The sequence below is a fragment of the Rhizobium sp. NLR10b genome (assembly GCF_019685435.1).
GTDB lineage: Bacteria > Pseudomonadota > Alphaproteobacteria > Rhizobiales > Rhizobiaceae > Rhizobium.
In genome coordinates this window covers 25976-50780 of record NZ_JABDWV010000012.1, presented here as the reverse complement: position 1 = coordinate 50780, position 24805 = coordinate 25976, and the positions used below count along the sequence as shown (strand labels likewise).

The 24805-nt window shown below is 61.8% G+C and carries 23 protein-coding genes; 11 read left to right on the top strand and 12 right to left on the bottom strand.

Annotated features, from left to right (window positions below; translation table 11 throughout):
• Positions 1-104: 104 nt before the first annotated feature.
• The 4 genes from HJB91_RS20030 to HJB91_RS20015 form a co-directional block, all read right to left on the bottom strand.
• A complete protein-coding gene (locus HJB91_RS20030) occupies positions 105-590 on the bottom strand; it encodes a hypothetical protein (RefSeq protein WP_210631169.1) in 486 nt (161 codons plus the stop codon).
• Between the two features lie 17 nt (positions 591-607).
• Positions 608-1330, bottom strand: a complete 723-nt coding sequence (locus tag HJB91_RS20025; protein ID WP_210631170.1) for a DUF2259 domain-containing protein — start codon at positions 1328-1330, stop codon at positions 608-610.
• On the bottom strand, positions 1327-2004 hold the full coding sequence (rpe, locus tag HJB91_RS20020; protein WP_210631171.1) for a ribulose-phosphate 3-epimerase: 678 nt from the start codon (positions 2002-2004) through the stop codon (positions 1327-1329). The genes HJB91_RS20025 and rpe overlap by 4 nt, the downstream gene beginning before the upstream one ends.
• A 63-nt stretch (positions 2005-2067) precedes the next feature.
• Positions 2068-3150 (bottom strand): ABC transporter substrate-binding protein, encoded by a 1083-nt coding sequence (locus HJB91_RS20015; RefSeq protein ID WP_221147635.1) that lies wholly within the window; start codon positions 3148-3150, stop codon positions 2068-2070.
• 286 nt (positions 3151-3436) lie between these two features.
• Between HJB91_RS20015 and HJB91_RS20010 the strand changes: the two genes are divergently transcribed.
• Both HJB91_RS20010 and HJB91_RS20005 read left to right on the top strand, forming a co-directional pair.
• Complete coding sequence (locus HJB91_RS20010; RefSeq protein ID WP_210631173.1) at positions 3437-3931, top strand: flavin reductase; 495 nt, start codon at positions 3437-3439, stop codon at positions 3929-3931.
• 31 nt (positions 3932-3962) lie between these two features.
• Complete coding sequence (locus HJB91_RS20005) at positions 3963-4283, top strand: TfoX/Sxy family protein (protein WP_038689192.1); 321 nt, start codon at positions 3963-3965, stop codon at positions 4281-4283.
• A gap of 41 nt (positions 4284-4324) precedes the next feature.
• On the opposite strand, the gene HJB91_RS20000 is transcribed toward HJB91_RS20005, so the two are convergent.
• The 5 genes from HJB91_RS20000 to HJB91_RS19980 form a co-directional block, all read right to left on the bottom strand.
• Entirely contained in the window at positions 4325-4753 is a 429-nt protein-coding gene (locus HJB91_RS20000) for an NUDIX domain-containing protein (RefSeq protein ID WP_221155784.1), read from the bottom strand.
• A 7-nt stretch (positions 4754-4760) separates the two neighbouring features.
• Positions 4761-6260, bottom strand: coding sequence for a DEAD/DEAH box helicase (locus HJB91_RS19995; protein ID WP_221147776.1), 1500 nt, complete (start codon positions 6258-6260; stop codon positions 4761-4763).
• A gap of 157 nt (positions 6261-6417) precedes the next feature.
• Positions 6418-7731 (bottom strand): M23 family metallopeptidase, encoded by a 1314-nt coding sequence (locus HJB91_RS19990; protein ID WP_221155783.1) that lies wholly within the window; start codon positions 7729-7731, stop codon positions 6418-6420.
• 139 nt (positions 7732-7870) lie between these two features.
• A complete protein-coding gene (locus tag HJB91_RS19985) occupies positions 7871-8698 on the bottom strand; it encodes a ferritin-like domain-containing protein (RefSeq protein ID WP_221147774.1) in 828 nt (275 codons plus the stop codon).
• Complete coding sequence (locus tag HJB91_RS19980; RefSeq protein WP_210631178.1) at positions 8695-9168, bottom strand: peroxiredoxin; 474 nt, start codon at positions 9166-9168, stop codon at positions 8695-8697. The genes HJB91_RS19985 and HJB91_RS19980 overlap by 4 nt, the downstream gene beginning before the upstream one ends.
• A 125-nt stretch (positions 9169-9293) precedes the next feature.
• Here HJB91_RS19980 and HJB91_RS19975 point away from each other — a divergent pair, with 125 nt between their 5' ends.
• The gene (locus tag HJB91_RS19975; RefSeq protein WP_221155782.1) at positions 9294-12692 is read left to right on the top strand and encodes an AsmA-like C-terminal domain-containing protein; all 3399 of its coding nucleotides are present in this window, start codon (positions 9294-9296) and stop codon (positions 12690-12692) included.
• 12 nt (positions 12693-12704) lie between these two features.
• Here HJB91_RS19975 and HJB91_RS19970 read toward each other — a convergent pair whose 3' ends face one another.
• Positions 12705-14366, bottom strand: coding sequence for an alpha-amylase family protein (locus HJB91_RS19970; RefSeq protein WP_221155781.1), 1662 nt, complete (start codon positions 14364-14366; stop codon positions 12705-12707).
• Positions 14367-14546: 180 nt separating this feature from the next.
• Between HJB91_RS19970 and HJB91_RS19965 the strand changes: the two genes are divergently transcribed.
• Complete coding sequence (locus HJB91_RS19965; protein ID WP_221155780.1) at positions 14547-14843, top strand: hypothetical protein; 297 nt, start codon at positions 14547-14549, stop codon at positions 14841-14843.
• A 63-nt stretch (positions 14844-14906) separates the two neighbouring features.
• Here HJB91_RS19965 and tyrS read toward each other — a convergent pair whose 3' ends face one another.
• The gene (gene tyrS, locus HJB91_RS19960; RefSeq protein ID WP_221155779.1) at positions 14907-16163 is read right to left on the bottom strand and encodes a tyrosine--tRNA ligase; all 1257 of its coding nucleotides are present in this window, start codon (positions 16161-16163) and stop codon (positions 14907-14909) included.
• Between the two features lie 131 nt (positions 16164-16294).
• Between tyrS and HJB91_RS19955 the strand changes: the two genes are divergently transcribed.
• Positions 16295-17407, top strand: coding sequence for an anhydro-N-acetylmuramic acid kinase (locus HJB91_RS19955; protein WP_221155778.1), 1113 nt, complete (start codon positions 16295-16297; stop codon positions 17405-17407).
• A gap of 61 nt (positions 17408-17468) precedes the next feature.
• Here HJB91_RS19955 and HJB91_RS19950 read toward each other — a convergent pair whose 3' ends face one another.
• Positions 17469-18146, bottom strand: a complete 678-nt coding sequence (locus tag HJB91_RS19950; RefSeq protein ID WP_064705075.1) for an alpha/beta hydrolase — start codon at positions 18144-18146, stop codon at positions 17469-17471.
• 217 nt (positions 18147-18363) lie between these two features.
• Here HJB91_RS19950 and HJB91_RS19945 point away from each other — a divergent pair, with 217 nt between their 5' ends.
• The 6 genes from HJB91_RS19945 (at position 18364) to HJB91_RS19920 (ending at position 24798) form a co-directional block, all read left to right on the top strand.
• Positions 18364-19530, top strand: a complete 1167-nt coding sequence (locus HJB91_RS19945) for a cysteine desulfurase family protein (protein ID WP_221155777.1) — start codon at positions 18364-18366, stop codon at positions 19528-19530.
• Positions 19531-19692: 162 nt separating this feature from the next.
• The gene (sufB, locus tag HJB91_RS19940) at positions 19693-21162 is read left to right on the top strand and encodes a Fe-S cluster assembly protein SufB (protein ID WP_064705073.1); all 1470 of its coding nucleotides are present in this window, start codon (positions 19693-19695) and stop codon (positions 21160-21162) included.
• A 1-nt stretch (position 21163) separates the two neighbouring features.
• Positions 21164-21409 carry a hypothetical protein gene (locus tag HJB91_RS19935; RefSeq protein ID WP_221155776.1) on the top strand — a complete coding sequence of 82 codons (246 nt, stop codon included), beginning with the start codon at positions 21164-21166 and terminating at the stop codon, positions 21407-21409.
• Positions 21410-21488: 79 nt separating this feature from the next.
• A complete protein-coding gene (gene sufC / locus HJB91_RS19930) occupies positions 21489-22244 on the top strand; it encodes a Fe-S cluster assembly ATPase SufC (protein ID WP_221155775.1) in 756 nt (251 codons plus the stop codon).
• A gap of 24 nt (positions 22245-22268) precedes the next feature.
• A complete protein-coding gene (gene sufD, locus HJB91_RS19925; RefSeq protein WP_221155774.1) occupies positions 22269-23543 on the top strand; it encodes a Fe-S cluster assembly protein SufD in 1275 nt (424 codons plus the stop codon).
• Positions 23544-23556: 13 nt separating this feature from the next.
• Positions 23557-24798 (top strand): cysteine desulfurase, encoded by a 1242-nt coding sequence (locus HJB91_RS19920; protein WP_221155773.1) that lies wholly within the window; start codon positions 23557-23559, stop codon positions 24796-24798.
• Positions 24799-24805: the final 7 nt, after the last annotated feature.

Genomic DNA, 24805 nt, shown 5'->3' with positions numbered 1-24805 from the left:
TCCCGGCAAAACCGCTTCGCGCTTTGCCTAGCAAAACCGCTGGGCACTTTTGCTGAAATTGCTGCATCGAGCTAGCGCCCCTTTAGCAAAGACGGGCGGTAATCTCAACGCATGCGTTTGGCGAGATGATAGCTGCTGACGACAAGGCAGGCGAGGCCGAGCGGCAGGAAAAGGCGAAGGCCGATCACCAGGAACTGGTAGACGGCACTGATGCCGGTGAAGACGAACTGGAAGGCCCAGGCGATGCTGCCGAAGGGCGCGTGCCAGCGCGAATAGAAGATCCGGTATTCCATGGCGAACAGGAAGGCGGTCATCAGGATCGTGGCTGCCGTCAGCGTCACGAAAAAGGCGGCGAAGCGCGCTTCCGGTGGCCTGTTAAAGGCACAAAAGCGAGCGACCGGCAGGGCGAAGGGCCAGGAGAGCAGGCCGCCGAGAAAATAGAGTGCCGCCACCTCGGCGAGCCGGCTCGTCTCGAGGCCGTTGCGGAGGTAAAGGCCGAGCATGGCGGCGGCCAGCATCTGCACGCCCCAGAGCAATGCGCCGGCAAAGAGATCGGAGGAGGGCGGCTTTGCCGCCCTTAGACGATCCATCCTGGGGCGATCCATGCTCAGGGATGGACCGGAACGGCGATCCAGCGTCCGTTCCTTTCAGCATCGAAGGCGAGGACCAGCGCAATGTGAATTTGATTTCCGCCTTCCGGCTGGTAGACCACCGCGCCGCCGATCCTGAATTCGACCGAGCATGTCCGCTCGGCTGGAACAATCGTTGCCTGCCGCGCTGCCTGACGGTTCGGGACACCTTCCTTCTCGATCATCTGCAGGCTGAAACCAAGGACCCGCTTATCGACTGTCGCGCATTCCTTCGGCGTCGGCACCGGCATCTCGCCGAGTGAGAGCGTATAGGGCGTTTTCGGCGGCCCATCGATTGCGAGTGTGGTGTAGCGAAGCGTCTTCGAGGGCGAGCCGAGCTCGGTTGGCGGGTTGAAGGCGGCAATCAGACCCGGATTTGTCAGAAGGTCGTACTTATCCATCTGGCTGCGCGCCGCCGTCAGGTTCTGGCGGCGGGCCTTGGAAAGATTGGCGTTCTTATCCGTCAGTTCGGTACGAAAGGGGGTGCCTTCGAGATATTGGCCGCTGTCGGTATCGATGAAATAGGTTTCCGAATAGGGAGTCTTGCTGTTCTCCTTGATGCCGAATTCCTGAAATGCGAAAACCTTGCCGTCGGCGGAAAAACCGATCGGCTGGATGCTGGCAATGTCTCCGGCCAGTGACAAGCCAGGCAGGCCGGCGACTGCTGCTAGCATGCCGCCAAAGATCAGACGCTTCGTCATGTACGTGCCCCTTCGGCTGCCTGACGCAATTCGGCGACGGTCTTGCGATAGTTGTCGACCGTACCACCCTTGAAAATTGCCGAGCCGGCGACGAGGACGTTGCCGCCGGCGCGCGCGATATCAGGCGCCGTTTCCACGGTGACGCCGCCGTCAACCTCGAGTTCGATCGGCCGGTCACCGATCAGAGACCTTGCCGCGGCGATCTTGGCCGTCATCGCGGGAATGAATTTCTGTCCGCCGAAACCGGGATTGACCGACATGATGAGGATGAGGTCGACGTCGTCGAGCACGTTCTCGATGGCGCTCAGCGGCGTCGCCGGATTGATCGTCACGCCGACCTTCTTACCGAGATTGCGGATCGTCTGCAGCGAGCGGTGCAGATGTGGCCCGGATTCGGCATGGACGGTGATGCGGTCGCAGCCGGCCTTGGCGAAGGCTTCGAGATAGTCATCGACCGGAGAGATCATCAGATGGCAGTCGAAAGTGGCTGGTGTGTAGGAACGCAGCGACTTGATGACATCGGGACCGAAGGAGATGTTCGGCACGAAATGTCCATCCATCACGTCGAGGTGGATCCAGTCGGCGCCGGCGGCCGTGACGTCGCGCACCTCCTCGCCGAGCCTGGCGAAATCCGCCGCGAGGATCGAAGGGGCAATGCGAATGGGCAGCTTCATCAAGTCTTACTCCCGTAGGGGCGCCATCTGCGCACGGCGCCGGAATTCAGTGCTGGCGGCCGCTCATTGCGTCGGCGCAGCAGGTGGAAAAAAGCCATTGCCCCGCCATTCAAGCAGCCGGTAGGGGTTTTGCGAAAGTTCATGCGCGCCGGTGAAGGCGACGGCGCCGATCGGTGTCTGGAATGTAGCGCCGACAAGGGTTTCCCGCAGCGGCTTGCCGGCGGCAGCGGCGGCTTCGGCCGCCCGGCCGGCAATCAGCGCGGCCGCCAGGGATGGCAGGACATAACCTTCCGGCTCGGTGCCCTTGGCGCGCAGCGCGTCGGCCGCCGGCGCGCCTTCGGGCGAAAGCGCATATTCGGGTAGGGCGACCGCACGCACGCCGGGAGTGAGAGGCAGCGGCTGATCGGCGGCGCGCATGGCATCGCCGCCGAGGATCGACAGCGGAATGTTTTCCGCCTTGGCGTCGCGGGCGATGACGGCGACATCGTTGCGATCGCCGCCGACGAAGACCCTGGTGGCGCCGGCCCGTTTCAGTCGGCGCACGAGGGCGATCTGCTGCTCCTGTCCCGGCCGGTAGGTATCGGTGAAAACCGGCTTCAGGCCGTTCTGCTCGAGCGCATTGCGCACGGCTTCCGTCAGTTCGCGGCCATGAATGGTGCCGTCCTCGATCAGCGCGATCGGGTCGGCGGCCCAGTCCTTGAGGATCACCTCGATGATCTTTGCCGCCTCAGTGCCATCGGCAGGTGCCAAGCGGAAGAGTGGCCAGCCGTTTTTCAGCGCATCCTCCATCAGGATGCGCGAACGCGCCGAAACGGTGATCGCCGGAATATTGGCGTCCTTCAGCTTCGGCAGTGCGCCCTCCAGCGTCTCACTGCAGAGAAAACCGACGGCAATCTGCACCCTGGCACTGACGAGCGCATCGGCAACCGCCGCGCCGCTATTGTCCTCGCAGGTCTCGTTGACGGCGACGAGCGTATTGCCGGATTGCTGGATCTCGAAACCGGCGCCGGCGGCGATCTGCGCGCCTAGCAGGCCGAGCGGCCCGCCCTGCGGGGCGACGACGCCGATCGTCACACCGGCCGCATGGCCTTGCGCCGCCGTTCCGAGCAGCGTCAGAAAGGCTGCTATGCCACGCAGGTTGATCATGAAAGGCGAAGATCCCTAGCCATCGTCCATGCCCTTTTATCCGCAAGGCCGCAATCGTCAAAGAAAAACAAGCGGAACCCAGCGCTTTTCACCGGTCCTATTGTAGAAAAGGTAACCGATGCTCGCCATATTGGCGCGATAAAGCGCATGGCGACCTTTCAGATTCGCTCCTCGAGCTTTACGTCTTTGTTTTTACGCATGTCGTTGTCGCAAAACCGCCGCACGCTTTTCGGCGATATGCTCTAGCAAGATGATCCAGGCAGATGAACGTGCATGGGAGAAGCAGGTGTTGAACAGACAGCATATCGATCCCGGCCTTTATCGCGATGCCATGAGCCGTTATGCCGGTCATGTGCAGCTCGTGACGACGGCGATGGAAGGTCTGCGCCGCGGCGTCACCATCACTGCCGCCTGCTCGGTCTCGGACAATCCGGCTTCGGTGCTGATCTGCCTCAACAACACCAATCCGAAAAACGAGATCTTTTTCCGCAGCGGCATCTTCGTGCTCAACACGCTCGGCGCCCACCATCAGGCCGTCGCCGACGCTTTCTCCGGGCGCACCGCGATTGCCAATGACGAGCGCTTCGCCAGCGCCCGTTTCGACACGCTCGTCACCGGCGCGCCCGTTCTTGCCGATGCGCTTGCCGCCTTCGATTGCCGGGTGACCGACATCAAGGAAATGCCGACGCACAATGTCATCTTTGGTGAGGTTGCCGCCGTCCGCTTCAGCGAGAAGCACCCGGCGCTCATCTATATGAACCGGGATTATCACACGCTGTAATCCGGCTGGCAGGTATGCGAGGAAACAGAGAATGGATAATGCCGGGATCGAGGAAATGTTTCAGGGGCTCGGCCCCGTCACGATCAAGCGCATGTTTGGCGGCAAGGGCATTTATCATCTCGGGCGCATCGTTGCCGTCGAAGTGCGCGACGAGATGCTGCTGAAAGCCGATGAGACGAGCGCTCCGGAATTTGCTGCCGCCGGCGCCACGCAATGGGCCTATGAAGGCAAGAAGGGCAAGCCGGTGAAAATGCCCTACTGGTCAATCCCCGAAGAAGCCTACGACGATCCCGATCTGATGGCGAAGTGGGTGCGGCTTGCCTATGAGGCGGCGCTTCGCGCCGAAGGTTGAGCGGGCTAGAGCTTTTCCGTGCTCCGGCAGAATGCTTCAATCTAACCCGGAAAGCTCAAGCCTCGCGGCAAGGCAGCGATCGCCGCCTTGGTGAAGGCTGACAGCGGCTCGGGCAAATCAGTCAAGGGAAACCAGCCGAAATCCGAAAGCTTGTCCGGCTCGGTCAATTGCGGCTCGCCATCGACGTCGCGCGCGAGATACAGGATGGAGATCCAGTGCTGGCGGTCGGCATCGATGATTTGTTCGGTCATGCCGATGCGCTCAATCCCGCCGATCGTGAGGCCGGTTTCTTCTTCGGCCTCGCGGCGCGCAGCTTCTTCAGCCGGCTCCATGTGATCGACCTTGCCGCCGACGATGTTCCAGTAGCCGGCTTCAGGCGGGCGTATGCGCCTATAGAGAAGGATCCTGCCCTGGCGCAGAATCACCAAACCTACCCCAAGGCCCGGGAAGTCGACGCCAGGCCTACCCATGGGATGCTCAGACCTTGGCGCTGCCGGCGATCAGCATGAAGGCGGGGATATCGTCGCCGAAACCGACCGGGGTCGGCCCGTCGTCGTGATCGCGATGACGGCGGCGATCGCGGCTGTCGTCATTTGCCGGATAGGGCCGATTGTTGCGCGCATTGTTTTGCGGCTTCTGCTCTGCTTTGCGCTCGTTCTTCACGACTTCGGCCTTTGCTGGTGCTGCTGCGATCACTTGGACGTCACTATCCTGTATGTCGTTATCAGATTTATGACTCGCAGCACTGTGCCTGCCGCGTCCGCGCCCGCGATCCTTGTCGCCACGTTCGCGTCCGTTGCGGCGCGGACGGTCGCTGTCCTTGCCTTCTTCCGCCGGTGGCAGCGAGTTCAGGTCGCCATTCAACCATTCGACATTTTCGCCGATCAGCTTCTCGATCGCGTCGACGAATTTCGTGTCGCGCTTGGTGACGAGAGTGAAGGCGGCACCGGAGCGGCCAGCGCGGCCGGTGCGGCCGATCCGGTGGACATAGTCCTCGGAGTGGATCGGCACGTCGAAATTGAAGACATGGCTGACATCGGGAATGTCGAGACCGCGGGCGGCAACGTCGGAGGCCACCAACAGCTGGAGGTTGCCGTCACGGAAATTCTGCAGCATCGTCGTGCGGGAACGCTGGTCCATGTCGCCATGCAACGCCCCGACGTTGAAGCCGTGGCGTTCGAGCGAACGGAAGAGATCGGCGACATCCTTCTTGCGGTTGCAGAAGATGATGGCGTTCTTGAGCTCAGTCTGTGCACGGACGAGTTCACGCAGAATCGCGCGTTTCTCGTAATCCTTGCTGTGCGAGGCGACGAAGCGCTGCGTCACGGTCTTTGCGGCCGAAGCGGGCTTTGCCACTTCGATGCGCTCCGGGTTCTGCAGGAACCGGTCGGCCAGCTTCTGGATCTCCGGCGGCATGGTCGCCGAGAAGAACAGCGTCTGGCGGGTGAAGGGGATGAGCTTGGCGATGCGCTCGATATCGGGAATGAAGCCCATGTCGAGCATGCGGTCGGCTTCGTCGATGACGAGGATTTCGACGCCGCTCATCAAGAGCTTGCCGCGCTCGAAATGGTCGAGCAGGCGGCCGGGCGTGCAGATCAGAACGTCGGCGCCGCGCTCGAGCTTGCGATCCTGGTCCTCGAAGGAAACGCCGCCGATCAGGAGGGCGACGTTGAGGCGGTGGTTCTTGCCGTATTTCTCGAAATTCTCGGCAACCTGGGCGGCGAGTTCGCGCGTCGGCTCGAGGATCAGCGTGCGGGGCATGCGGGCGCGGGCGCGGCCCTTTTCAAGAAGCGACAGCATCGGCAGGACAAAAGATGCCGTTTTGCCGGTGCCCGTCTGCGCGATGCCGCAAATGTCGCGACGCTCGAGCGCAAAGGGAATAGCCCCCGCCTGGATAGGTGTGGGGATCGTATAGCCCGCGTCTGTGACAGCGGATAGCACTTTTTGGCTCAAGCCAAGGTCAGCGAATGTCGTCAAAGGGAAAACAGTTTCCGTTCCGGTTCGGCCGAGCTCTGAACGAGTCGGCGGGATTGCATGCCGCAATGCAGCGCGACATAGCCCCGAATGGCCGGCAAGTCAAGAAATACAGAGGCCGCACCCCGTGCAGAGTGAAGCTTTGGTTACCAGGCGGGTATTACTTGATATAGGTGGCGAGTTTAAGGCCTGCATTCATGAAATATACTGGATCGACCGCATGGCCGTTCTGGCGCACTTCATAATGCAAATGCGTGCCAGTCGAGCGGCCGGTGCTGCCGGCAAGGCCGATGACGTCGTTGCGGTCGACAGTATCGCCGGCCGTGACCAGGACCTGGGACATGTGGCCGTAACGCGTCGAGATGCCGTTGCCGTGATCGATCTCGACCATATTTCCGTAACCGCCTGTCCAGCCGGCTGATATCACCTTGCCCGGCGCCGTCGGGCGGATCATTTCGCCCGGCGAAAAGCGGAAGTCTATGCCGGAATGCAGCGCCAGGCGGCCGAGGAAAGGGTCCCGGCGGTTGCCGAAGGGGCTGGTCATTTCCTTGCCGACGGCGGGGTTGCGGAAGGGCAGGGATTCGGCGGTGCTGCGTACAGCTTCGAGCCGTGTCAGTGCGCCGTCGAGAGCGATCAGCGAATTGTTGAAATCGTCATTGCTCTCCGGCTCGACATAGGGGCCGCCGACGGCGCTGTCATCCAAGTCCTGCTTGGCAGCGGTCTCGGGCATGGCGATCTTGAACCGGGTCAGCACGCTCTCGATGGCGTTGGCAGCGTTGCCGGCGTCGCTCGTCAGCTGCTCGACGCGGTTGCGCTGGTCCTGTTCGACATCCTTCAGCGACAGCGTCACCTTGGAGAAGATGCGGTCGGCGCGGTCGCCGACCGTCTCGGTGGCCGGGACGTAGGCGAGGGTCGTATTGTCGGGAGTGGCGTCGGCTGGTGCGCCGCCTGCCAGCTGTTTCTCGATCGCCTCGATGCCGCTTTCGCCGAGCGAAGCGCGCTTGTCCTTGATGGCGGGGGCATAGGATTGCGCAGGCGAAGACGGCGCGCTGTCCTTGTCCGTGAGCCCGGAGCTTTCGGCACGGTCGAGCAGGTTGTCGAGCTTGCCGTGGCGAGAGGTGAGCGCCATCTGCTGCTCCATCAGCTTGTCGACCTTGTCTTCCACCACCTGCTGATCGAGAAGCTGGCGGGAGGTGATGCGATCGACCTGGGCGCGAAGGGCGGCGATGCGGTCCTCATAGTCGTGCTGCATGCGGGCCTGGCGCGCCATGGTGGCGCCGATCAGGTCGTCGCGCAGCACGAGATAAGAGGTCGCCAGGAGATAGCCGATGGAAAAGACGCCGACGAAGCAGAATGCGAGGGCGGCCATCCACGGCCGGACCGTCATGTGGCGGACCTTGTCACCGCTTGCCAGGATGAGAATATGCTCCTGCGCCCGCCTGCCGAATACCCGGTGCTGATGTCCGCCGTTCACGCAGGCTCTCCCGATTGATGCTCTACGCCTCTTTCGGAAAATTAGACACGTTTATGGTTAATGAACGCTTACTCTGCCGTTATGCGGGTCGAAATGGTGCATCAATTCCAGGTGCTACAGCGTCCTCACCGGAATGTTCTCACGCATGGCTGATCGATGCCAGGGAGCGGTAGAAGGATGGCGTCAGCCCGGCCTCGGCGCGGGCGAGATCGTTGAAAGGCGGCTTCAGCGGCCCGCGGAAATTGGCGCGCACCAGTTCCTGAAAGGCCTTCGCCGGATCGCGCTTCTCCCGCGCACAGAGGAAGCGAAACCATTTGGCGCCGACGGCGACGTGACCTTTCTCGTCGTTGTAGATGACATCAAGCACCGCAGCGCTTTCGAGATCGCCGGTCTCACGCATCTTCGCCTGCAGCGATGGCGTGACGTCGAGACCGCGGGCTTCGAGAATCAGTGGCACGACGGCGAGCCTTGCCGTCAGGTCGTTGCGTGTCGAATGGGCCGCCTGCCACAGCCCGTCATGGGCGGGAAGATCGCCGTAATCGGCGCCGAGATCGTTGAGGCGGGCGCGCACCATGCGGAAATGCTTCGCCTCCTCGAAGGCGACCTGCATCCAGCCGTCGAAGAAGGAATTCGGCACCGGCTCAGTCGCGAATCGCGCGACGATATCGAGCGCGAGATCGACGGCGTTGAGCTCGATATGGGCGATGGCATGGAGGAGGGCAATGCGGCCTTTCAGCGTGTGCAGCGAGCGTTTCTCCACGTGGGTCGGCGGTGTCAGCACCGGTTTCTCGGGCCGGCCAGGCCTCTCCGGCAGGGCTCCGTCGAGCGGTGATCGCAGCGACACCCGGCGGGCGAACCAGCGGGTGGCGCTTTCCTGCGCAAGGGCGGTCTTGCGGTCGAGGTCGGCCGAGCGGATGGCGTCGATAGCGCCGCCGCGCAGCGAGCTTATCGCGAGATCACCGGTCACGCGGCCAGATTCCTGACGGCCTCGAGGACGGTCTCGGCATGGCCCTGTACTTTCACCTTCTGCCAGATTGTCGCGATCGTGCCATCCTGGCGGATAAGGAAAGTCGTGCGTTCGACGCCCATGAAGTTGCGGCCGTACATGCTCTTTTCCTTCCAGACGCCATAGGCCTGCAGCGTCGTCTTGTCCTCATCCGAGGCGAGCGCGACCGAAAGACGATGCTTTTTGATGAACTTGTCATGGCAGGCTGCCGAATCGGGCGACATGCCGACAACGGCAGCACCTGCTGCTTCAAACTCCGGCGCCAGCGCTGTGAAAGCCAGCGATTCGGCCGTGCAGCCCGTCGTGTCGTCCTTGGGGTAGAAGAAGATAACGAGCGGCCTGCCGTGAAAATCCGAAAGCGACACACGGCCGCCGCCATCGCGGGGGAGATTGAAGTCGGGGGCCAGGGCACCGATGCCGGGAACCGCCATTGGGAAAACCTTTCTTTTGCCGGGTTTATGGATGACACTCTCCGTCCCCGAATTATATAGTGGACGGAAACCCGTCCAGCATGGCCGGGTTCAATTCTTCGATTTATGGGAGAGCCCGAAGGCGCATGTCAGCCATCCGCGGCGAAAAGGTCACGTTTCGCAAGAAGGATATCGTTGCGCTGGACCGCTTGCCGTCCGCTCAGGCCGAGGATCCGATCATCGTTCATTGCCCGCCGCCGCGTTCGCCGATGCGCCGGACGGCGAAGCTGACGTCAGTTTTTCTCGCACTGATTCTCCTCATCATTGCTGCCATCGTGTTCACCATCGAAAGCGGCATGTTCGACAAGCCGCTGTCTCAGCAGGCGCAGGCGGCGCTTGATGGCGTGGCGGGACCGCGTTACCGCGCCGAAGTCGGCTCCACCGTTATCCGTTTCACCTCCGACTTCCGGCTGGCGCTGGAAGCGCGCAACGTCAACATGATCGACCAGAAAAGCGGCCAGCACCTGTCGACGACGGGTTCGGTGCGCCTGGGCCTCGATCCGCTGCAGCTTTTCCGCGGCCGTATCGCCGTCGCGGATATCGAAGCGGAGGATATCGCGCTCGACACCGCGCTTCTGCCCTCCGGCAACCCGGTCAAGCTTGACGATCTGCGCATCGACGCCATGCCGGCGACGATGGAGACGATCTTCGAGCAACTCGACATGTTCGACAGCATCGTGACGCGCGGCTCGACGAATTCCGTGCGCATCTCCGGCATTGACATCAAGCTTGCCGATACGGCGAATGGCCCGCTGTCGCTCGTCGTCGACAATCTGGTGTTCGCTCATGCCGGGCCATCCTCGCTGCAGTTGAGAGGCGAGGTGGCGCTTAACGGCGAGGTGGCGGAACTCGACGTGCTGGCCGAGAAGGAAGACGGCCAGGTGTCGAAGGTGATGGCGACGCTCACGCATGCGAACCTGACGCCGTTTGCGCTGAAACGCAACGATCAGGGTGCGATACGGCAGGGGCTCAGTGCCTTTGCCGATCTGACCGTGTCGGCGACCAGGGCGCGCGATAGCGTCGAGCCGGCGCTCGCGGCGACGATCGACGTCGATCCTGGTCTGATCTATGCGGACGGCGATCCGCAGGAACTGTCGGGCGGGCAAATCAATCTCACCTACGATTTCGCCAAGCAGACGCTGGAGATCGCTCGGTCGAACGCCCGGTTTGGCGCGACCATACTGCCCCTTAACGGCGCGCTGATCGATCTCGACAAACTCGATCCTAAAGCCGGCAAGGGCTTCGGTATCGATCTGCTGGTCAGCGGCGGCACCGCCGCCCCGAGCAGTTCCGGCGAACAGCCTGTTGCCTTCGACATCCAGGCGACCGGACGCTATCTGGTCGCCGGCCGGGAATTCCTGTTTCCCAACATGACCGTCTCCAGCCCGCTCGGCGCGCTTTACGGGGCGTTGCACGTCAGGCTCGGCGACAAATCGCCGGAAATCAGCTTTGCCGGCCAATCCAGAGAGCTGCAGACGACGGCGATCAAGCAGCTGTGGCCGTTCTGGATGGCGCCGAAGGTGCGCACATGGGTTCACGGCAATCTCTTTGGCGGCACCGTCACTGACGCCGCCATCTCCGTCTTCATCCCCTTCGGTCGGCTCGACGAGGCAGCCGGCGGCAAAGGATTGAAGCTCGATGCCAGTCAGATCCGCATCGGCTTCGATATTGCCGGCGCGCGGATGAACGTTGCCGGCGACATTCCGCCGGTCCGCGATACGGCGGCGCATTTCGACCTGACCGGTCCCGTTGCAACGATTTCGATCAAGAGCGGCGTGTCCTATTTCCCCTCCGGCCGGTCAGTCGACCTCGGGCAGGGAACGTTCGTCATACCGTCCGCCTACGACAAACCGCTCATGGCCGATATCGACCTGGCGGTGTCGGGTGCGGCGGACGCCATAGGCGAGCTCCTGACCTACAAGCCGATCCGGGTGCTGCAGCGCGCCGGCTTTACGCCCGACGATTTCAAGGGGCACATCGACGCGAATGTGAAGGCGCATTTCGGACTGCTGTCGTCACAAAACCCGCCGCCGGCTGAGTGGAAGGCCGCCATGAAGCTCGCTGACGTCGATCTTGCCAAGCCGTTTTCCGGCCGCACGATCAGCAATGTCAGCGGCATGCTGAATGGCGATCCGAAGCAGATTACGCTCGACGCCAAGGGTGAGATCGACGGCATTCCCGCCGACATCGACCTGACCGAGCCGGTCGAGGCGTCGTCCGGCGTTGAGCGGCAGCGCGTGATCACGGCCACGCTCTCTGATGAGCAGCGCAGCAAGGTGATGCCCGGGCTTTCCGATATCGTCAGGGGCAACCTGAAGATGGTGATGACGCGGATCGACGACGACCGGCAAGACGTTCAGCTCGACCTCACCAAATCGATGCTCGACCTGCCCTGGATCGGCTGGTCGAAAGGCAGCGGCATTGCCGCCTCCGCGGAATTCGAGATGTCCGGCCCGCCCGAGAATACTGAGATCAAGAATTTCCGGCTGAAGGGCGACGGCTTCGGCGCCAGCGGATCGCTTGTTGTCGGTAAGGCCGGCCTTGTCTCCGCGGATTTCGACAGCGTGCGGCTCTCCTCGCTCGACGATTTCGCTCTGTCGGTCAAGCGCAGCAAGGGTAATTTCGACGTCTCCGTTTCGGGCGACAGCGCCGATGCGCGGCCGGTCATCGCGCGATTGAAATCGGGCTCGGAGGGCGGCGAGGACGGCGACAACGACAACACCGGGGTGTCGGTGCGCGCCAGACTGAAAAATGTCGTCGGCTTCAATGATGAGAAGGTCGGCAATTTCCAGGCGCAGGTGTCGCTGCGCGGCGACAAGCTGCAGACGCTGAATTTTTCCGGCATCACGGACAGCGGCGAGGCCGTTGTCAGCCAGATGAAGGACGGCGGCGTCATCAATATCACCAGCGGCGATGCCGGTGCGGTGTCGCGTTTTGCCGATCTCTATCAGCACATGCAGGGCGGCCTGCTCAACCTGGCGATCCGGCTTTCGCCGCAGGGCGGATGGGACGGCTCGCTCGATGTGCGCCGCTTCTCGATCGTCAACGAACAGCGCCTGCATTCCATCGTCTCAACACCTGTCGGCAACGAGCAGCGCAGCCTCAATGAGGCGGTCAAACGCGACATCGATACCTCGTCGCAACGCTTCCAGCGCGGCTTTGCCCGCATCGTCTCGCGCAATGGCATGGTCGGTATCGAGAACGGCGTGCTGCGTGGCGACCAGATCGGCGCGACCTTCCAGGGCGTGGTCCGCGACCGCAAGGGCAATATGGACATGACCGGAACCTTCATGCCGGCCTATGGCCTCAATCGCCTCTTTGCCGAACTGCCGCTGATCGGCGTCATCCTCGGGAACGGCAGCGATCGCGGCCTGATCGGCATCACCTTCAAACTCACCGGCAAGTTCGACCAGCCGAACCTGCAGATCAATCCGCTGTCGATCATCGCCCCGGGCGTCTTCCGGCAGATTTTCGAATTCCAGTGAGGGAAAGCAAGATTAAATATCCTTCCGCCTGAGGAGATAGTCGAGGCCGCCGACGCGATACCAACGGTAGCCATAGGCATCGAGCATGACCGTATGGCGCCCCTTGTCGTCAGCTTCGCTACTTGCCCCATCGGCAATATCGATCAGCGATCGCCCGAGTTCACCAACATTAGGATCGAAGGTCACTTCCATCGGGTGCGGATGCAGGTTGTGCAGGATCAGCACCGAATTGCCGCGCCAGTCATAACGCAGCGCCAGGACGCCGTCGTCACCTGTGTCGACCGCTGAGAAATCGCCCCAGCCGATCTCGGGAGCCTCCTTGCGCATCCGGATCATCCGCTCGGTCCAGTTCAAGAGCGAATTGGCGTCGCGCCGCTGGACGGCGACGTTGATATGTTCGAAGCCGTAGGGGCCGTCCTTGATAACGGGCGAAACGGGCTTCGCGCTTTTGGTGAAACCGCCTTCCGGTTCCCTCGACCATTGCATCGGGGTGCGCGCGCAATTGCGCTCCGGCAGGCACAAATCATCGCCCATGCCGATTTCATCGCCGTAGCGGATGACCGGCGTTCCGGGCAGCGAGAACAGCAGGCTGTAGGCGAGTTCGATCCTGCGACGGTCGCCGCCGAGCATGGGCGCCAGGCGCCGGCGAATGCCCCTGTCATAAAGCTGCATGCCCTTCTCGGGTCCAAACGCGGCGAATACCGCTTCGCGCTGCTTATCCGTCAGGCGACCGAGATCAAGTTCATCGTGGTTGCGAAGGAACAGCCCCCATTGCGCGGTCTCCGGGCGCGGCTTCGTGGCCTCCATCGCCTTCTTCAGAGGCCGCGTGTCAGCGGTAGCGAGAGCATAAAACAGCGTCTGATTGACCTGGAAATTGAACATCATCTGCATGCGGTCGCCATCGTCGCCGAAATATTCGAAATTGTCCTTCGGCAGGATATTGGCCTCCGCCAGCACGATGGAATCTCCCATGCGCCATTGCAGGAATTCGCGAAATTTCCTCAGCATGTCGAACTGCTCGACCGGCTTGGTGACCTCGGCGCCCTTGGTGGCGATGATGAAGGGGGCGGCGTCCATCCGGAAGCCCGAGACGCCGAGCTGGATCCAGAAGCCCATGATCTTGAGTATCTCGGCCTGCACTTCGGGATTGGACGTGTTGAGATCGGGCTGATGATCGTAGAAGCGGTGGAAATAATAGGCCTTGGCTCTTTCGTCATAGGTCCAAGTCGTCTTCTGGACGCCCGGGAAGACCATGCCCTGATCTGAGTTTGCAGGCTTCTTGTCCGACCAGACGTACCAATCGCGATAGCGTGAATGCGGATCGCTCCTGGCGTCTTCGAACCAGGGATGATCCTTGGAGGTGTGATTGATCACCAGATCGATCAACACCCGTATGCCCCGCTGTTTGGCACCATGGGTGAATTCGACGAAATCGCCGAGCGAGCCATACCGCGGGTCGACATTATAGTAATCCGAGACGTCGTAGCCATCGTCGCGACCGGGCGAAGTCTGGAACGGCATGAGCCAGATTGCCGTCACGCCGAGGCCGGAGAGATAGTCGAGACGGCGCATCAGGCCCTGAAAATCACCGACGCCATCGCCGTTCGCATCCATGAAGGTCTCGACGGACAGGCAGTAAATGACGGCGTTCTTATACCAGAGGTCGTTGATCATGCCGGCGCTCCAAATGCATCTGGTCGCAAATCCCGTCGGGCGGAAAATGTTCCGGCAAGGCGATATTGTGCGCGGCCAGTTGGATAATTCACCTATAGCGACAGGCTGGTCATTGATGCTTTGCTTATTTTAGATAATTCTGATGTAATGTGGGTGCCAGCTGCAACAGCGATCGGTGCAATGTCGGAGGATGCCATGCAGTGCGCTCGGACGGTCTCTTTCCTATCGGCCACCATGATGGCCGTGACAGTTGGCGAGGCCTCGAATTCTGCAGAAAAAGGCGCACGGCTGAAGCCGGTGAAGAGCATCCCCTCCGAGCATGTCCTTCTGGTTCCCCTCGACGCAAAGATGACGCCGCCGATCTTCTCGATCGGCTGGTGGTCGCGCGTACGACCCGCTTCGGAGGTCAACCCGCCCGGACCTCTCCATCGAGAGACTAAACAAGACGAAGCGGAATACCGATGGCAGGCGGACTGATCCCGCGCCAAAGGAAAAGCCGGCGCGGGGCGCCGGCTTCAAGATCCTTTCAGTTGAAGCCACCTACGCCGCGCGGCGGATCAGGATGTGCTTCTTCTTGCCGAGGGAGAGCTTGATGACGCCGTCGGCGGTAATTTCGCCGCTGCCGATCAGCCGGCGTTCGTCGCTGACAGCCTCGTCATTGATGCGCACTGCGCCGCCCTGGACGTGGCGGCGGGCCTCGCCGTTGGAACCGGCAAGGCCGGCGCGGACCATCAGCGAGAGCAGGCCGATGCCGCCGTCGAGTTCGGTGGCCGGGATCTCGACCGAAGGCAAGTTTTCGGCGACGCGGCCTTCCTCGAAGGTGGTGCGGGCCGTTTCGGCGGACGCTTCGGCCGCCTCGCGACCGTGGACGATCGCGGTCGCTTCCGTGGCGAGAATCTTCTTCGCCTCGTTGATTTCGGCGCCGCCAAGGGCCTCGAGCCTGGCGATCTCGGCGAGCGGCAGGCGGGTGAAAATCTTCAGGAAGCGGCCGACATCGGCATCCTCGGTGTTGCGCCAATACTGCCAGAAATCATAGGGGCTGAAGACATCCTCGTTCAGCCAGACGGCGCCGGAGGCGGTCTTGCCCATTTTGGCGCCGGAGCTCGTGGTCAGAAGCGGCGTCGTCAGCGCGTAGAGCTGCGGCGTCCCCATGCGATGGCCGAGATCGACGCCGTTGATGATGTTGCCCCACTGATCCGAACCGCCCATCTGCAGGCGGCAGCCGTAGCGGCGGTTGAGCTCGACGAAGTCGTAGCCCTGCATGATCATGTAGTTGAACTCGAGGAAGGAGAGCGACTGCTCGCGGTCGAGGCGCAGCTTGACGCTGTCGAAGGAGAGCATGCGGTTGACCGAGAAATGCCGGCCGACATCGCGCAGGAATTCGACATAGTTGAGCTTCATCAGCCAGTCGGCATTATTGACCATGAGGGCATCGGTCGGGCCGTCTCCGAAGCGCAGAATGCGCGAGAATATCTTCTTGATGCCCTCGATGTTGGCGGAGATCGCCTCCGGCGTCAGAAGCTTGCGCTGCTCGTCACGGAAGGAGGGATCGCCGACCATCGAGGTGCCGCCGCCCATCAGCGCAATCGGCCGGTGGCCGGTCTCCTGCAGCCAGTGGAGCATGGTGGCGGAGATCAAATTACCGATATGCAGGCTCGTCGCCGTTGCGTCGTAGCCGACATAGGCCGTCACGACCTCCTTCGCGAACAGGTCGTCGAGGCCGCTTTCATCGGAAACCTGATGAATGAAGCCGCGCTCTTTCAGCGTGCGGAGGAAATCGGACTTGAACTCGGACATGGCTTTCGTCTCTTCGTGCCTGCGCTGCGCCCACCGGGCTTCACGCAACTTCGTTGTTGTTGATCTGTCGCGGCGCGTTTAGCACTGTTTTTACAAAAGTGCATCCGGGAATCGCATGGGAGACAAGCCTCATGGATGTGGTCAGAACCGCGATCGGACTGATGAGCGGCACGTCAATGGATGGAATCGACGTCGCGCTCATCAGGACCGACGGCCGCGGCTTCATCGAGCGCGGGCCCTTCCTCGGCGTGCCCTATGAGGCCGATTTTCGCGGGCGTCTCAAACGGGCGCTGGAACTGGCGCGGCCGCTGACCGACGGGCGCGAGCGGCCCGCGGAACTCCGCGAAATCGAACTCGAGCTGACCGAACGGCATGCTCTTGCCGTTACGGCATTTCTGGAGCGATACGGGCTCTCAGCCGGTGCCGTCGATGTCCTCGGCTTTCACGGTCAGACGGTGCTGCATCGTCCTGACGACGGGCTGACGATCCAGATCGGCGATGGCCGGGAATTGGCGCGCCGGACGGGCCTATCAGTTGTCTACGACATGCGTGCCAACGACATGGTGCATGGCGGGCAGGGTGCGCCGCTGGTGCCGGCCTATCACGCAGCACTGGCGGGAAAACTGCAGCAGGCGGGAGAGGCGGTGTGCTTCGTCAATATCGGCGGCATCTCCAACCTCACCTATATCGGCGCTGACGGCCGGATTGCCGCCTTCGACAGCGGCCCTGGCAATACGCTGATCGACCAATGGATAGAGATGCGGACCGGCAGACCCTATGATCCCGGGGGGGAGATCGGCGGGCGCGGCAAGGTCGTCCCCGCCTTGGCCGAGCGGTATCTGGACAGCCCGTTCTTCCGCGGCAATATCCGTCGGTCGCTCGATCGCGGCGATTTCGCGCCGCTTCGGCCAGATGAGGCGAGCCTCGAAGACGGTGCCAGGACGCTTGCGCATGTCGCCGCAGCATCGATCGTCAAATCCGCCGGATTTCTGCCCGAACGTCCCTCGGCCTATATCGTCTGCGGCGGCGGGCGGCTGAACGGCACCTTGATGGCCGAGCTCTCGGCGATGGCCGAGGGATCGAGAGTGTTGAGCGCCGAGGCCGCGGGCTTCGACGGCGATGCGATGGAGGCCGAAGCCTGGGCTTATCTCGCCGTACGCTCGCTGGACGGGCTGCCGCTGACCTTTCCCGGCACGACGGGAGTTGCGGCTCCCGTCAGCGGCGGCGTGCTGGCAACGCCGTGACAGGCGAAAGAACCCCAGTGCGTCGTGACGATGGCGGTGGCAGACGTCGGTGCTCTGCCGGTCAGCGGATCCGCTTGGCCGCCGGCTCTGGCACCAGCTCGCCATTGAGGCGACGGTCGAGATAATCCTCGCATTCGCTCATCAGCGTCTCCACCTGACCGTTGAAGAAGTGGTTGGCGTTGGCGACCGTGCGATGGGTGATGAGGATGCCCTTCTGGGTCTTCAGTTTTTCGACCAGACCATTGACATCCTTTTCCGGCGCCACCTTGTCGGCCTCGCCGTTGATGATCAGGCCGGAAGAGGGGCAGGGCGCCAGGAAGGAGAAGTCGTAGGTATTCGGCTGCGGGGCGATCGACATGAAGCCCTCGATTTCCGGCCGGCGCATCAGAAGCTGCATGCCGATCCAGGCGCCGAAGGAATAGCCGGCGACCCAGCAGGTCTTGGAATCGGGGTGCAGGCTCTGCACCCAGTCGAGCGCGGAGGCGGCATCCGACAATTCGCCGGCGCCATGATCGAATTCGCCCTGGCTGCGGCCGATGCCCCGGAAGTTGAAGCGCAGCGTCGTGAACCCGCGCTTCTGGAACATGTAGAAGAGCTGGTAGACGATCTGATTGTTCATCGTGCCGCCGAACTGCGGATGCGGGTGCAGGATGAGCGCGATGGGCGCGCTTTTTTCCTTGGAGGGCTGGTAGCGGCCTTCAAGACGGCCGGCTGGGCCGTTGAAAATTACTTCGGGCATTGGTACTCCGGGTTTTATTTCGCGTTCGCGCTGCGTTGGACGACAACATGACTTGACTAACGTTGTCAGCTTTTCTAAAACGCAGTTTAGAACAATTCGAAACTTGCATGGCGATCCACGCTTCGTGGAACGTGTCATAAGGCAAGCCCGGCGGAAATTTCAAGAAAAATGCACCGCGGATGCTGAAGCAAGCTCGTCAAGCGCAGGACTGAAGATCATGGCGCCGCCACGCCTTTATCTCGACTGGAACGCCACAGCGCCGCTGCATCCCGCAGCACGCGAGGCGATCATGCGCGCCATTGACATATTCGGCAATCCGAACAGCGTGCATGGGGAGGGCCGCGCCGCCCGCGCCGCCATCGAAGGCGCACGGCGCAAGGTGGCAGCTCTTGCCGGCACCGATCCGGGCAATGTGATCTTCACCAGCGGCGCGACGGAGGCCGCCAACTTGGTGCTGACGCCGGATTTTCGCATGGGCCGCACGCCGCTTCAGCTCGGCCATCTCTATTTTTCCGCCGTCGAGCACCTGGCTGTACGAGAGGGAGGCCGATTCCCGAAGGACCGCACGACCGAGATCCCGGTGACGGACGCCGGTATCGTCGATCTGCAAGCGCTGGCCGCATTGCTCGATGCCCATGACACATCGACAGGCCTCCCGATGGCCGCGATCATGTTCGTCAACAACGAGACGGGCATTGTCCAGCCGGTCGAAGAAGCGGCCAGGATTGTGCGGGCGCACGGTGGTCTCTTTGTGGTCGACGCCGTGCAGGCGGCCGGTCGTCTGCCGATCGAGATCGAGCGCATCGGCGCGGATTTCATCATCGTCTCCTCTCACAAGATCGGTGGACCGAAGGGGGCGGGTGCACTGATCGCGCGCGGCGAGGCGCTGATGCCGAAGGCGTTGATCCGCGGTGGCGGGCAGGAGAAGGGTCACCGGTCGGGGACACAGAATTCGCTGGCGCTGATTGGCTTCGGAGCTGCGGCGGAAGCCGTGCTTCAGGATCTTGAGGAACGGAACGCTGCGATTGCTGCGCTGCGCGACAGGCTGGAAGCCGGCATGCACGCTACCGCGCCCGATGTCATCATCCATGGCGCCGGTGGTCCGAGGGTCGCCAACACGATTTTCTTCACGCTCCCTTGCCTGAAGGCGGAGACCGGGCAGATCGCTTTCGATCTTGAAGGCGTTGCCCTTTCGGCGGGCTCTGCTTGCTCATCCGGCAAGGTCGGCGAAAGCCATGTGCTGACGGCGATGGGGCGCGACGCCAAGCTGGGGGCGCTGCGCATCTCGCTCGGCTTTTCCACAACGGAAGAGGATATCGATAGGGCGATTGCCGCCTTCGCGAAGATAGCCTGCCGGCGCAGGTCGGCGGGCGAGGCGGCTTGACCGCCTCATAAACTTGCGGAAACACAAATTTCCGCTTGCCAATCGGGCTGAAAAGTTCCTTTTGGCCTCCTACATCAGGGCAAAGGATTTTGCCCGGGGCAAGTCAACTGCCCATACGCTACAAGCTGCCGGACCTTGTATCCGGCGAGATTGGAGAACGAAATGGCTGCCGTGCAGGAAACGATCGACCAGGTGCGCCTGATCGATGTGGACCAGTACAAATACGGTTTCGAGACCGTCATCGAAATGGACAAGGCGCCGAAGGGCCTGTCCGAGGATATCATCCGCTTCATTTCGGCCAAAAAGCAGGAGCCGGAGTGGATGCTGGAATGGCGTCTCGAGGCCTATCGGCGCTGGCTGACGCTGGAAGAGCCGACCTGGGCACGCGTCAATTATCCGAAGATCGATTTCAACGACATCCATTATTATGCCGCGCCGAAAAGCGCGCCGGGTCCGAAGTCGCTCGACGAGGTCGATCCGGAGCTCTTGAAAGTCTATGAGAAGCTTGGCATCCCGCTGCGTGAGCAGGAGATCCTGGCCGGCGTCGAGAAGCCGAAGATCGCCGTCGACGCCGTTTTCGACAGCGTCTCGGTCGTCACCACCTTCAAGGCGGAGCTGAAGAAGGCCGGCGTGATCTTCATGTCGATCTCGGAAGCGATCCGCGAGCATCCCGATCTCGTGCGCAAATATCTCGGTTCCGTCGTGCCGACCTCGGATAATTATTATGCGACGCTGAATTCGGCGGTCTTCACCGACGGTTCCTTCGTTTTCGTGCCGAAGGGCGTTCGTTGCCCGATGGAGCTTTCCACCTATTTCCGCATCAACGAGAAGGGCACCGGCCAGTTCGAGCGCACGTTGATCATCGCGGAAGAGGGCGCCTACGTCTCCTACCTCGAAGGCTGCACTGCGCCGCAGCGCGATGAAAACCAGCTGCATGCGGCCGTGGTCGAGCTCGTGGCTCTCGACGATGCCGAGATCAAATATTCCACCGTCCAGAACTGGTATCCGGGCGACAAGGAAGGCAAGGGCGGCATCTACAACTTCGTCACTAAGCGCGGCGATTGCCGTGGCAATCGCTCGAAGATTTCCTGGACGCAGGTCGAAACCGGGTCGGCGATCACCTGGAAATATCCGTCCTGCATCCTGCGCGGCGACGACAGCCGCGGCGAATTCTACTCGATCGCCGTGTCGAACGGCCATCAGCAGATCGACAGCGGCACCAAGATGATCCATCTCGGCAAGAACACGTCGAGCCGTATCGTCTCCAAGGGTATCGCGGCCGGCGTTTCCAACAACACCTATCGCGGCCAGGTCTCGGCCCACCGCAAGGCGTCGAACGCGCGCAATTTCACCCAGTGCGATTCGCTGCTGATCGGCGACAAGTGCGGCGCTCATACCGTGCCCTATATCGAGGCGAAAAACTCGACGGCGCAGTTCGAGCACGAAGCGACGACCTCGAAGATCTCCGAGGACCAGCTTTTCTACTGCCTGCAGCGGGGCATCCCCACCGAAGCGGCGATCGCGCTGATCGTCAACGGTTTCGTCAAGGAAGTCCTGCAGGAACTGCCGATGGAATTCGCGGTCGAGGCCCAGAAGCTGATCAGCATCTCGCTGGAAGGCTCGGTCGGTTGATATGAACGAGACGGACAAAAAGCGTATTTTTGGACGTCTGGAGAATATGCGGGGCGAAATATTGGCGAAAATTCGCCCCCGCGAGCAAAGATACGAAACGGAAAAGCCGCCGGAGCAGCCTTACGTGTTTCTCCAGCAGCGCATGGAAAAACCGGGGAAGATCATTGAAGGAATTCCGGAATTCCTCGAATGGCTTTGGCTCATAACAGTCGCGGTTTTCCGTGTCATCCGTTTCATTTGGCGATAGCGCCGAGCACAACATGTCGATGCCCTTAGAAATTACGCGAGGCTCAGACGAGCTACGCAGAGGAACGCAGGAACGAAAAATGCTTGAAATCAGAAACCTTCATGCCCGCATCGCCGAAGACGGCACCGAGATCATCCGTGGTCTGAACCTTACGGTAAAGGCCGGCGAAGTTGCGGCGATCATGGGGCCGAACGGCTCCGGCAAGTCGACACTTTCCTATGTGCTGTCCGGCCGCGAAGACTATGAAGTGACCGAAGGCGACATCCTTTATAACGGCGAGAGCATTCTCGAGCTCGATCCATCCGAGCGCGCCGCCAAGGGCATCTTCCTCGCTTTCCAGTATCCGGTCGAAATCCCGGGCGTCGCCACCATGCAGTTCCTCAAGGTGGCGATGAACGAGCAGCGCAAGGCGCGCGGCGAGGACGAGCTGACGACGCCGGATTTCATGCGCCGCGTCAAGGAAGCCGCGGCCAAGCTGCAGATCAATACCGAGATGCTGAAGCGGCCGCTCAATGTCGGCTTCTCCGGCGGCGAGAAGAAGCGTGCCGAGATCCTGCAGATGGCGCTGCTGGAGCCGAAGCTCTGCGTGCTCGACGAAACCGATTCCGGCCTCGATATCGACGCGCTGAAGATCGTTGCCGATGGCGTCAACGCGCTGCGTTCGCCTGATCGCGCCGTCGTCGTCATCACCCATTACCAGCGCCTGCTCGACTATATCGTGCCTGACACCGTCCACGTTCTCTACAAGGGTCAGGTCATCAAGTCGGGCGACAAGACCTTGGCGCATGAGCTGGAAGCCAATGGTTACGCCGACATCATCGGCGCAGCGGCCTGAGTTCGGGTGGAAAGGACGACGTCCATGAACATGCAGACGACGAGCCGCCTGACCGCGGCCGAAACGGCGCTGATCGACGCCTTCAATCAGCAGATCGGCGACCTGCCCGGCAATGGTGCAGTGACGGCCCTGCGTGACCGGCTTCTCGACGACCTCAAGAAGGCGGGCCTGCCGACGCGCCGCATCGAAGCCTGGCACTATACCGACCTCAAGAATCTGCTGCGCGCCTTGCCGGCGCAAGTGGGTGATGCCGGCTCCAACGCGCTTGAGCCGGTCGTTGCCGGTTCCTCGGTGCTGGCGGTCATTCAGGGCCATGCCAATCAGAAGGCGGCCGTCGACGGTCTTGGCCTGTCGGCCTATTCCGAACGGCTGATCGACGGTTCCGCCGTCGAAAGGCTCGATGCGTTGGGCAGCGACGATGCGGTCGGTCGGATCAACGGCAGCTTCGTGCGCGACGGCTATGTGGTCGACATGCCTGATGAAACCGAACTTGAAAATCCGCTGGAAATCCAGTTCATCCATGCCGGCGGGCAGACGCATACGCGTCTTCCGGTTTCCTTCGGCGCCGGCGTCAAGGGAACTGTCATCGAGCGTCACCGTGCGGTGACGGGCGATGCCGCCTTCGTGTCCCATATCAGTGACATCACAGTCAGCGAGGGCACGGAGCTGACCTGGATCATCCTGCAGCAGCAGGGTCCCGACGATACGCATCTTGGCCAGATCCGCATCGATCTCGGCGCCGACGCCAAGCTCCGGCTGTTCGTCATCAATGCGGGCGGCAAGCTGGTGCGCCAGGAACTGAATATCAAGGTGACGGGCGAGGGCGCCGATCTGACGCTGCGCGGCATCAACCTGCTCGGGGCCGATAGCCATACCGATGTGACGATGGTGCTCGGCCACGACGTCCCGCATACCGGTTCGACCGAAGTGATTCGCAACGTCGTCTTCGACCGCGCCAAGGGTGTCTTCCAGGGCATGATCCGGGTTGCGCCCGATGCGCAGAAGACCGACGCCAAGATGGCCTGCAACACGCTCTTGATGTCCGACGACGCCGAGTTTTCGGTCAAGCCGGAGCTCGAGATCTTCGCCGACGACGTGCAATGCGGCCATGGCGCGACGGTCACCGATATCGATGCCAATCATCTCTATTACATGATGGCGCGCGGCATTCCGGAGAACAAGGCGCGGGCGATGCTCGTCAACGCCTTCGTCGCCGAGATCGTCGAGGAACTGGAAGACGAGGCCCTGGTCGAGGCGCTGGAAAGCGTGATTTCGGCCTGGCTCGAAAAGCACGCCTGATTGGATAAATGCCATGGACAAGATAGTGCCAGCCACTGAGTACGACGTCGAAGCCATCCGCCGGGATTTCCCGATCCTGGCGGAGAAGGTGCACGGCAAGCCGCTGGTCTATCTTGATAATGGCGCCTCGGCGCAGAAGCCGCAGGCGGTCATCGACGCCATCTCGCATGCCTACGCGCATGAATATGCCAATGTGCATCGCGGCCTGCACTACCTTTCGAACGCCGCCACGGATGCCTATGAGGCAGCGCGCGAGAAGGTCCGCCGCTTCCTCAACGCGTCCTCGGTCAACGACATCGTCTTCACTAAAAATTCGACCGAAGCGATCAATACTGTCGCCTATGGCTGGGGCATGCCGAAGATCGGCGAAGGCGACGAGATCGTCCTGACGATCATGGAGCACCATTCCAACATCGTGCCCTGGCACTTCATCCGCGAGCGCCAGGGCGCGAAGCTGGTCTGGGTTCCGGTCGATGACGAAGGCGCCTTCCATATCGAGGATTTCGAGAAAAGCCTGACGGAGCGCACCAAGCTCGTCGCCATTACCCATATGTCGAATGCGCTCGGCACGATCGTTCCGGTCAAGGAAATCTGCCGGATCGCGCATGAACGCGGCATCCCGGTGCTGATCGACGGCAGTCAGGGTGCCGTGCACCTGCCGGTCGACGTGCAGGACATCGATTGCGACTGGTATGTCATGACCGGCCACAAGCTCTACGGCCCGTCGGGTATCGGCGTGCTCTATGGCAAGAAGGAGCGGCTCTCGCAGATGCGCCCCTTCCAGGGCGGCGGCGAGATGATCTTCGAAGTCGCCGAGGACGCGGTCACCTACAACGATCCGCCGCATCGCTTCGAAGCCGGCACGCCGCCGATCGTCCAGGCGATCGGGCTCGGTTATGCGCTCGACTATATGGAGAAGGTCGGGCGCGAGGCAATCGCCCGCCATGAGGCCGATCTTGCGGCTTACGCAGCCGAGCGCCTCAGATCGGTCAATTCGCTGCGGATGTTCGGGACGGCGCCCGGCAAGGGGAGCATCTTCTCCTTCGAGCTTGCCGGCATCCATGCCCATGACGTCTCGATGGTGATCGACCGGCAGGGCATTGCAGTGCGGGCCGGCACGCATTGCGCCATGCCGCTCTTGAAACGCTTCGGCGTCACCTCCACATGCCGAGCATCGTTCGGCATGTACAATACCCGCGCCGAGGTCGATGCGCTGGCCGATGCGCTTGATTATGCGCGCAAGTTCTTTGCCTGAGGAGTGT

Excerpts from the sequence above, each read along its gene's own strand:
- HJB91_RS20030 (WP_210631169.1), bottom strand. The coding sequence starts at position 590 with ATGGATCGTCTAAGGGCGGCAAAGCCGCCCTCCTCCGATCTCTTTGCC.
- HJB91_RS20025 (WP_210631170.1), bottom strand. The coding sequence starts at position 1,330 with ATGACGAAGCGTCTGATCTTTGGCGGCATGCTAGCAGCAGTCGCCGGC.
- rpe (WP_210631171.1), bottom strand. The coding sequence starts at position 2,004 with ATGAAGCTGCCCATTCGCATTGCCCCTTCGATCCTCGCGGCGGATTTC.
- HJB91_RS20015 (WP_221147635.1), bottom strand. The coding sequence starts at position 3,150 with ATGATCAACCTGCGTGGCATAGCAGCCTTTCTGACGCTGCTCGGAACG.
- HJB91_RS20005 (WP_038689192.1), top strand. The coding sequence starts at position 3,963 with ATGGATAATGCCGGGATCGAGGAAATGTTTCAGGGGCTCGGCCCCGTC.
- HJB91_RS20000 (WP_221155784.1), bottom strand. The coding sequence starts at position 4,753 with ATGGGTAGGCCTGGCGTCGACTTCCCGGGCCTTGGGGTAGGTTTGGTG.
- HJB91_RS19980 (WP_210631178.1), bottom strand. The coding sequence starts at position 9,168 with ATGGCGGTTCCCGGCATCGGTGCCCTGGCCCCCGACTTCAATCTCCCC.
- HJB91_RS19975 (WP_221155782.1), top strand. The coding sequence starts at position 9,294 with ATGTCAGCCATCCGCGGCGAAAAGGTCACGTTTCGCAAGAAGGATATC.
- HJB91_RS19970 (WP_221155781.1), bottom strand. The coding sequence starts at position 14,366 with ATGATCAACGACCTCTGGTATAAGAACGCCGTCATTTACTGCCTGTCC.
- HJB91_RS19965 (WP_221155780.1), top strand. The coding sequence starts at position 14,547 with ATGTCGGAGGATGCCATGCAGTGCGCTCGGACGGTCTCTTTCCTATCG.
- tyrS (WP_221155779.1), bottom strand. The coding sequence starts at position 16,163 with ATGTCCGAGTTCAAGTCCGATTTCCTCCGCACGCTGAAAGAGCGCGGC.
- HJB91_RS19955 (WP_221155778.1), top strand. The coding sequence starts at position 16,295 with ATGGATGTGGTCAGAACCGCGATCGGACTGATGAGCGGCACGTCAATG.
- HJB91_RS19950 (WP_064705075.1), bottom strand. The coding sequence starts at position 18,146 with ATGCCCGAAGTAATTTTCAACGGCCCAGCCGGCCGTCTTGAAGGCCGC.
- HJB91_RS19945 (WP_221155777.1), top strand. The coding sequence starts at position 18,364 with ATGGCGCCGCCACGCCTTTATCTCGACTGGAACGCCACAGCGCCGCTG.
- sufB (WP_064705073.1), top strand. The coding sequence starts at position 19,693 with ATGGCTGCCGTGCAGGAAACGATCGACCAGGTGCGCCTGATCGATGTG.
- HJB91_RS19935 (WP_221155776.1), top strand. The coding sequence starts at position 21,164 with ATGAACGAGACGGACAAAAAGCGTATTTTTGGACGTCTGGAGAATATG.
- sufC (WP_221155775.1), top strand. The coding sequence starts at position 21,489 with ATGCTTGAAATCAGAAACCTTCATGCCCGCATCGCCGAAGACGGCACC.
- sufD (WP_221155774.1), top strand. The coding sequence starts at position 22,269 with ATGAACATGCAGACGACGAGCCGCCTGACCGCGGCCGAAACGGCGCTG.
- HJB91_RS19920 (WP_221155773.1), top strand. The coding sequence starts at position 23,557 with ATGGACAAGATAGTGCCAGCCACTGAGTACGACGTCGAAGCCATCCGC.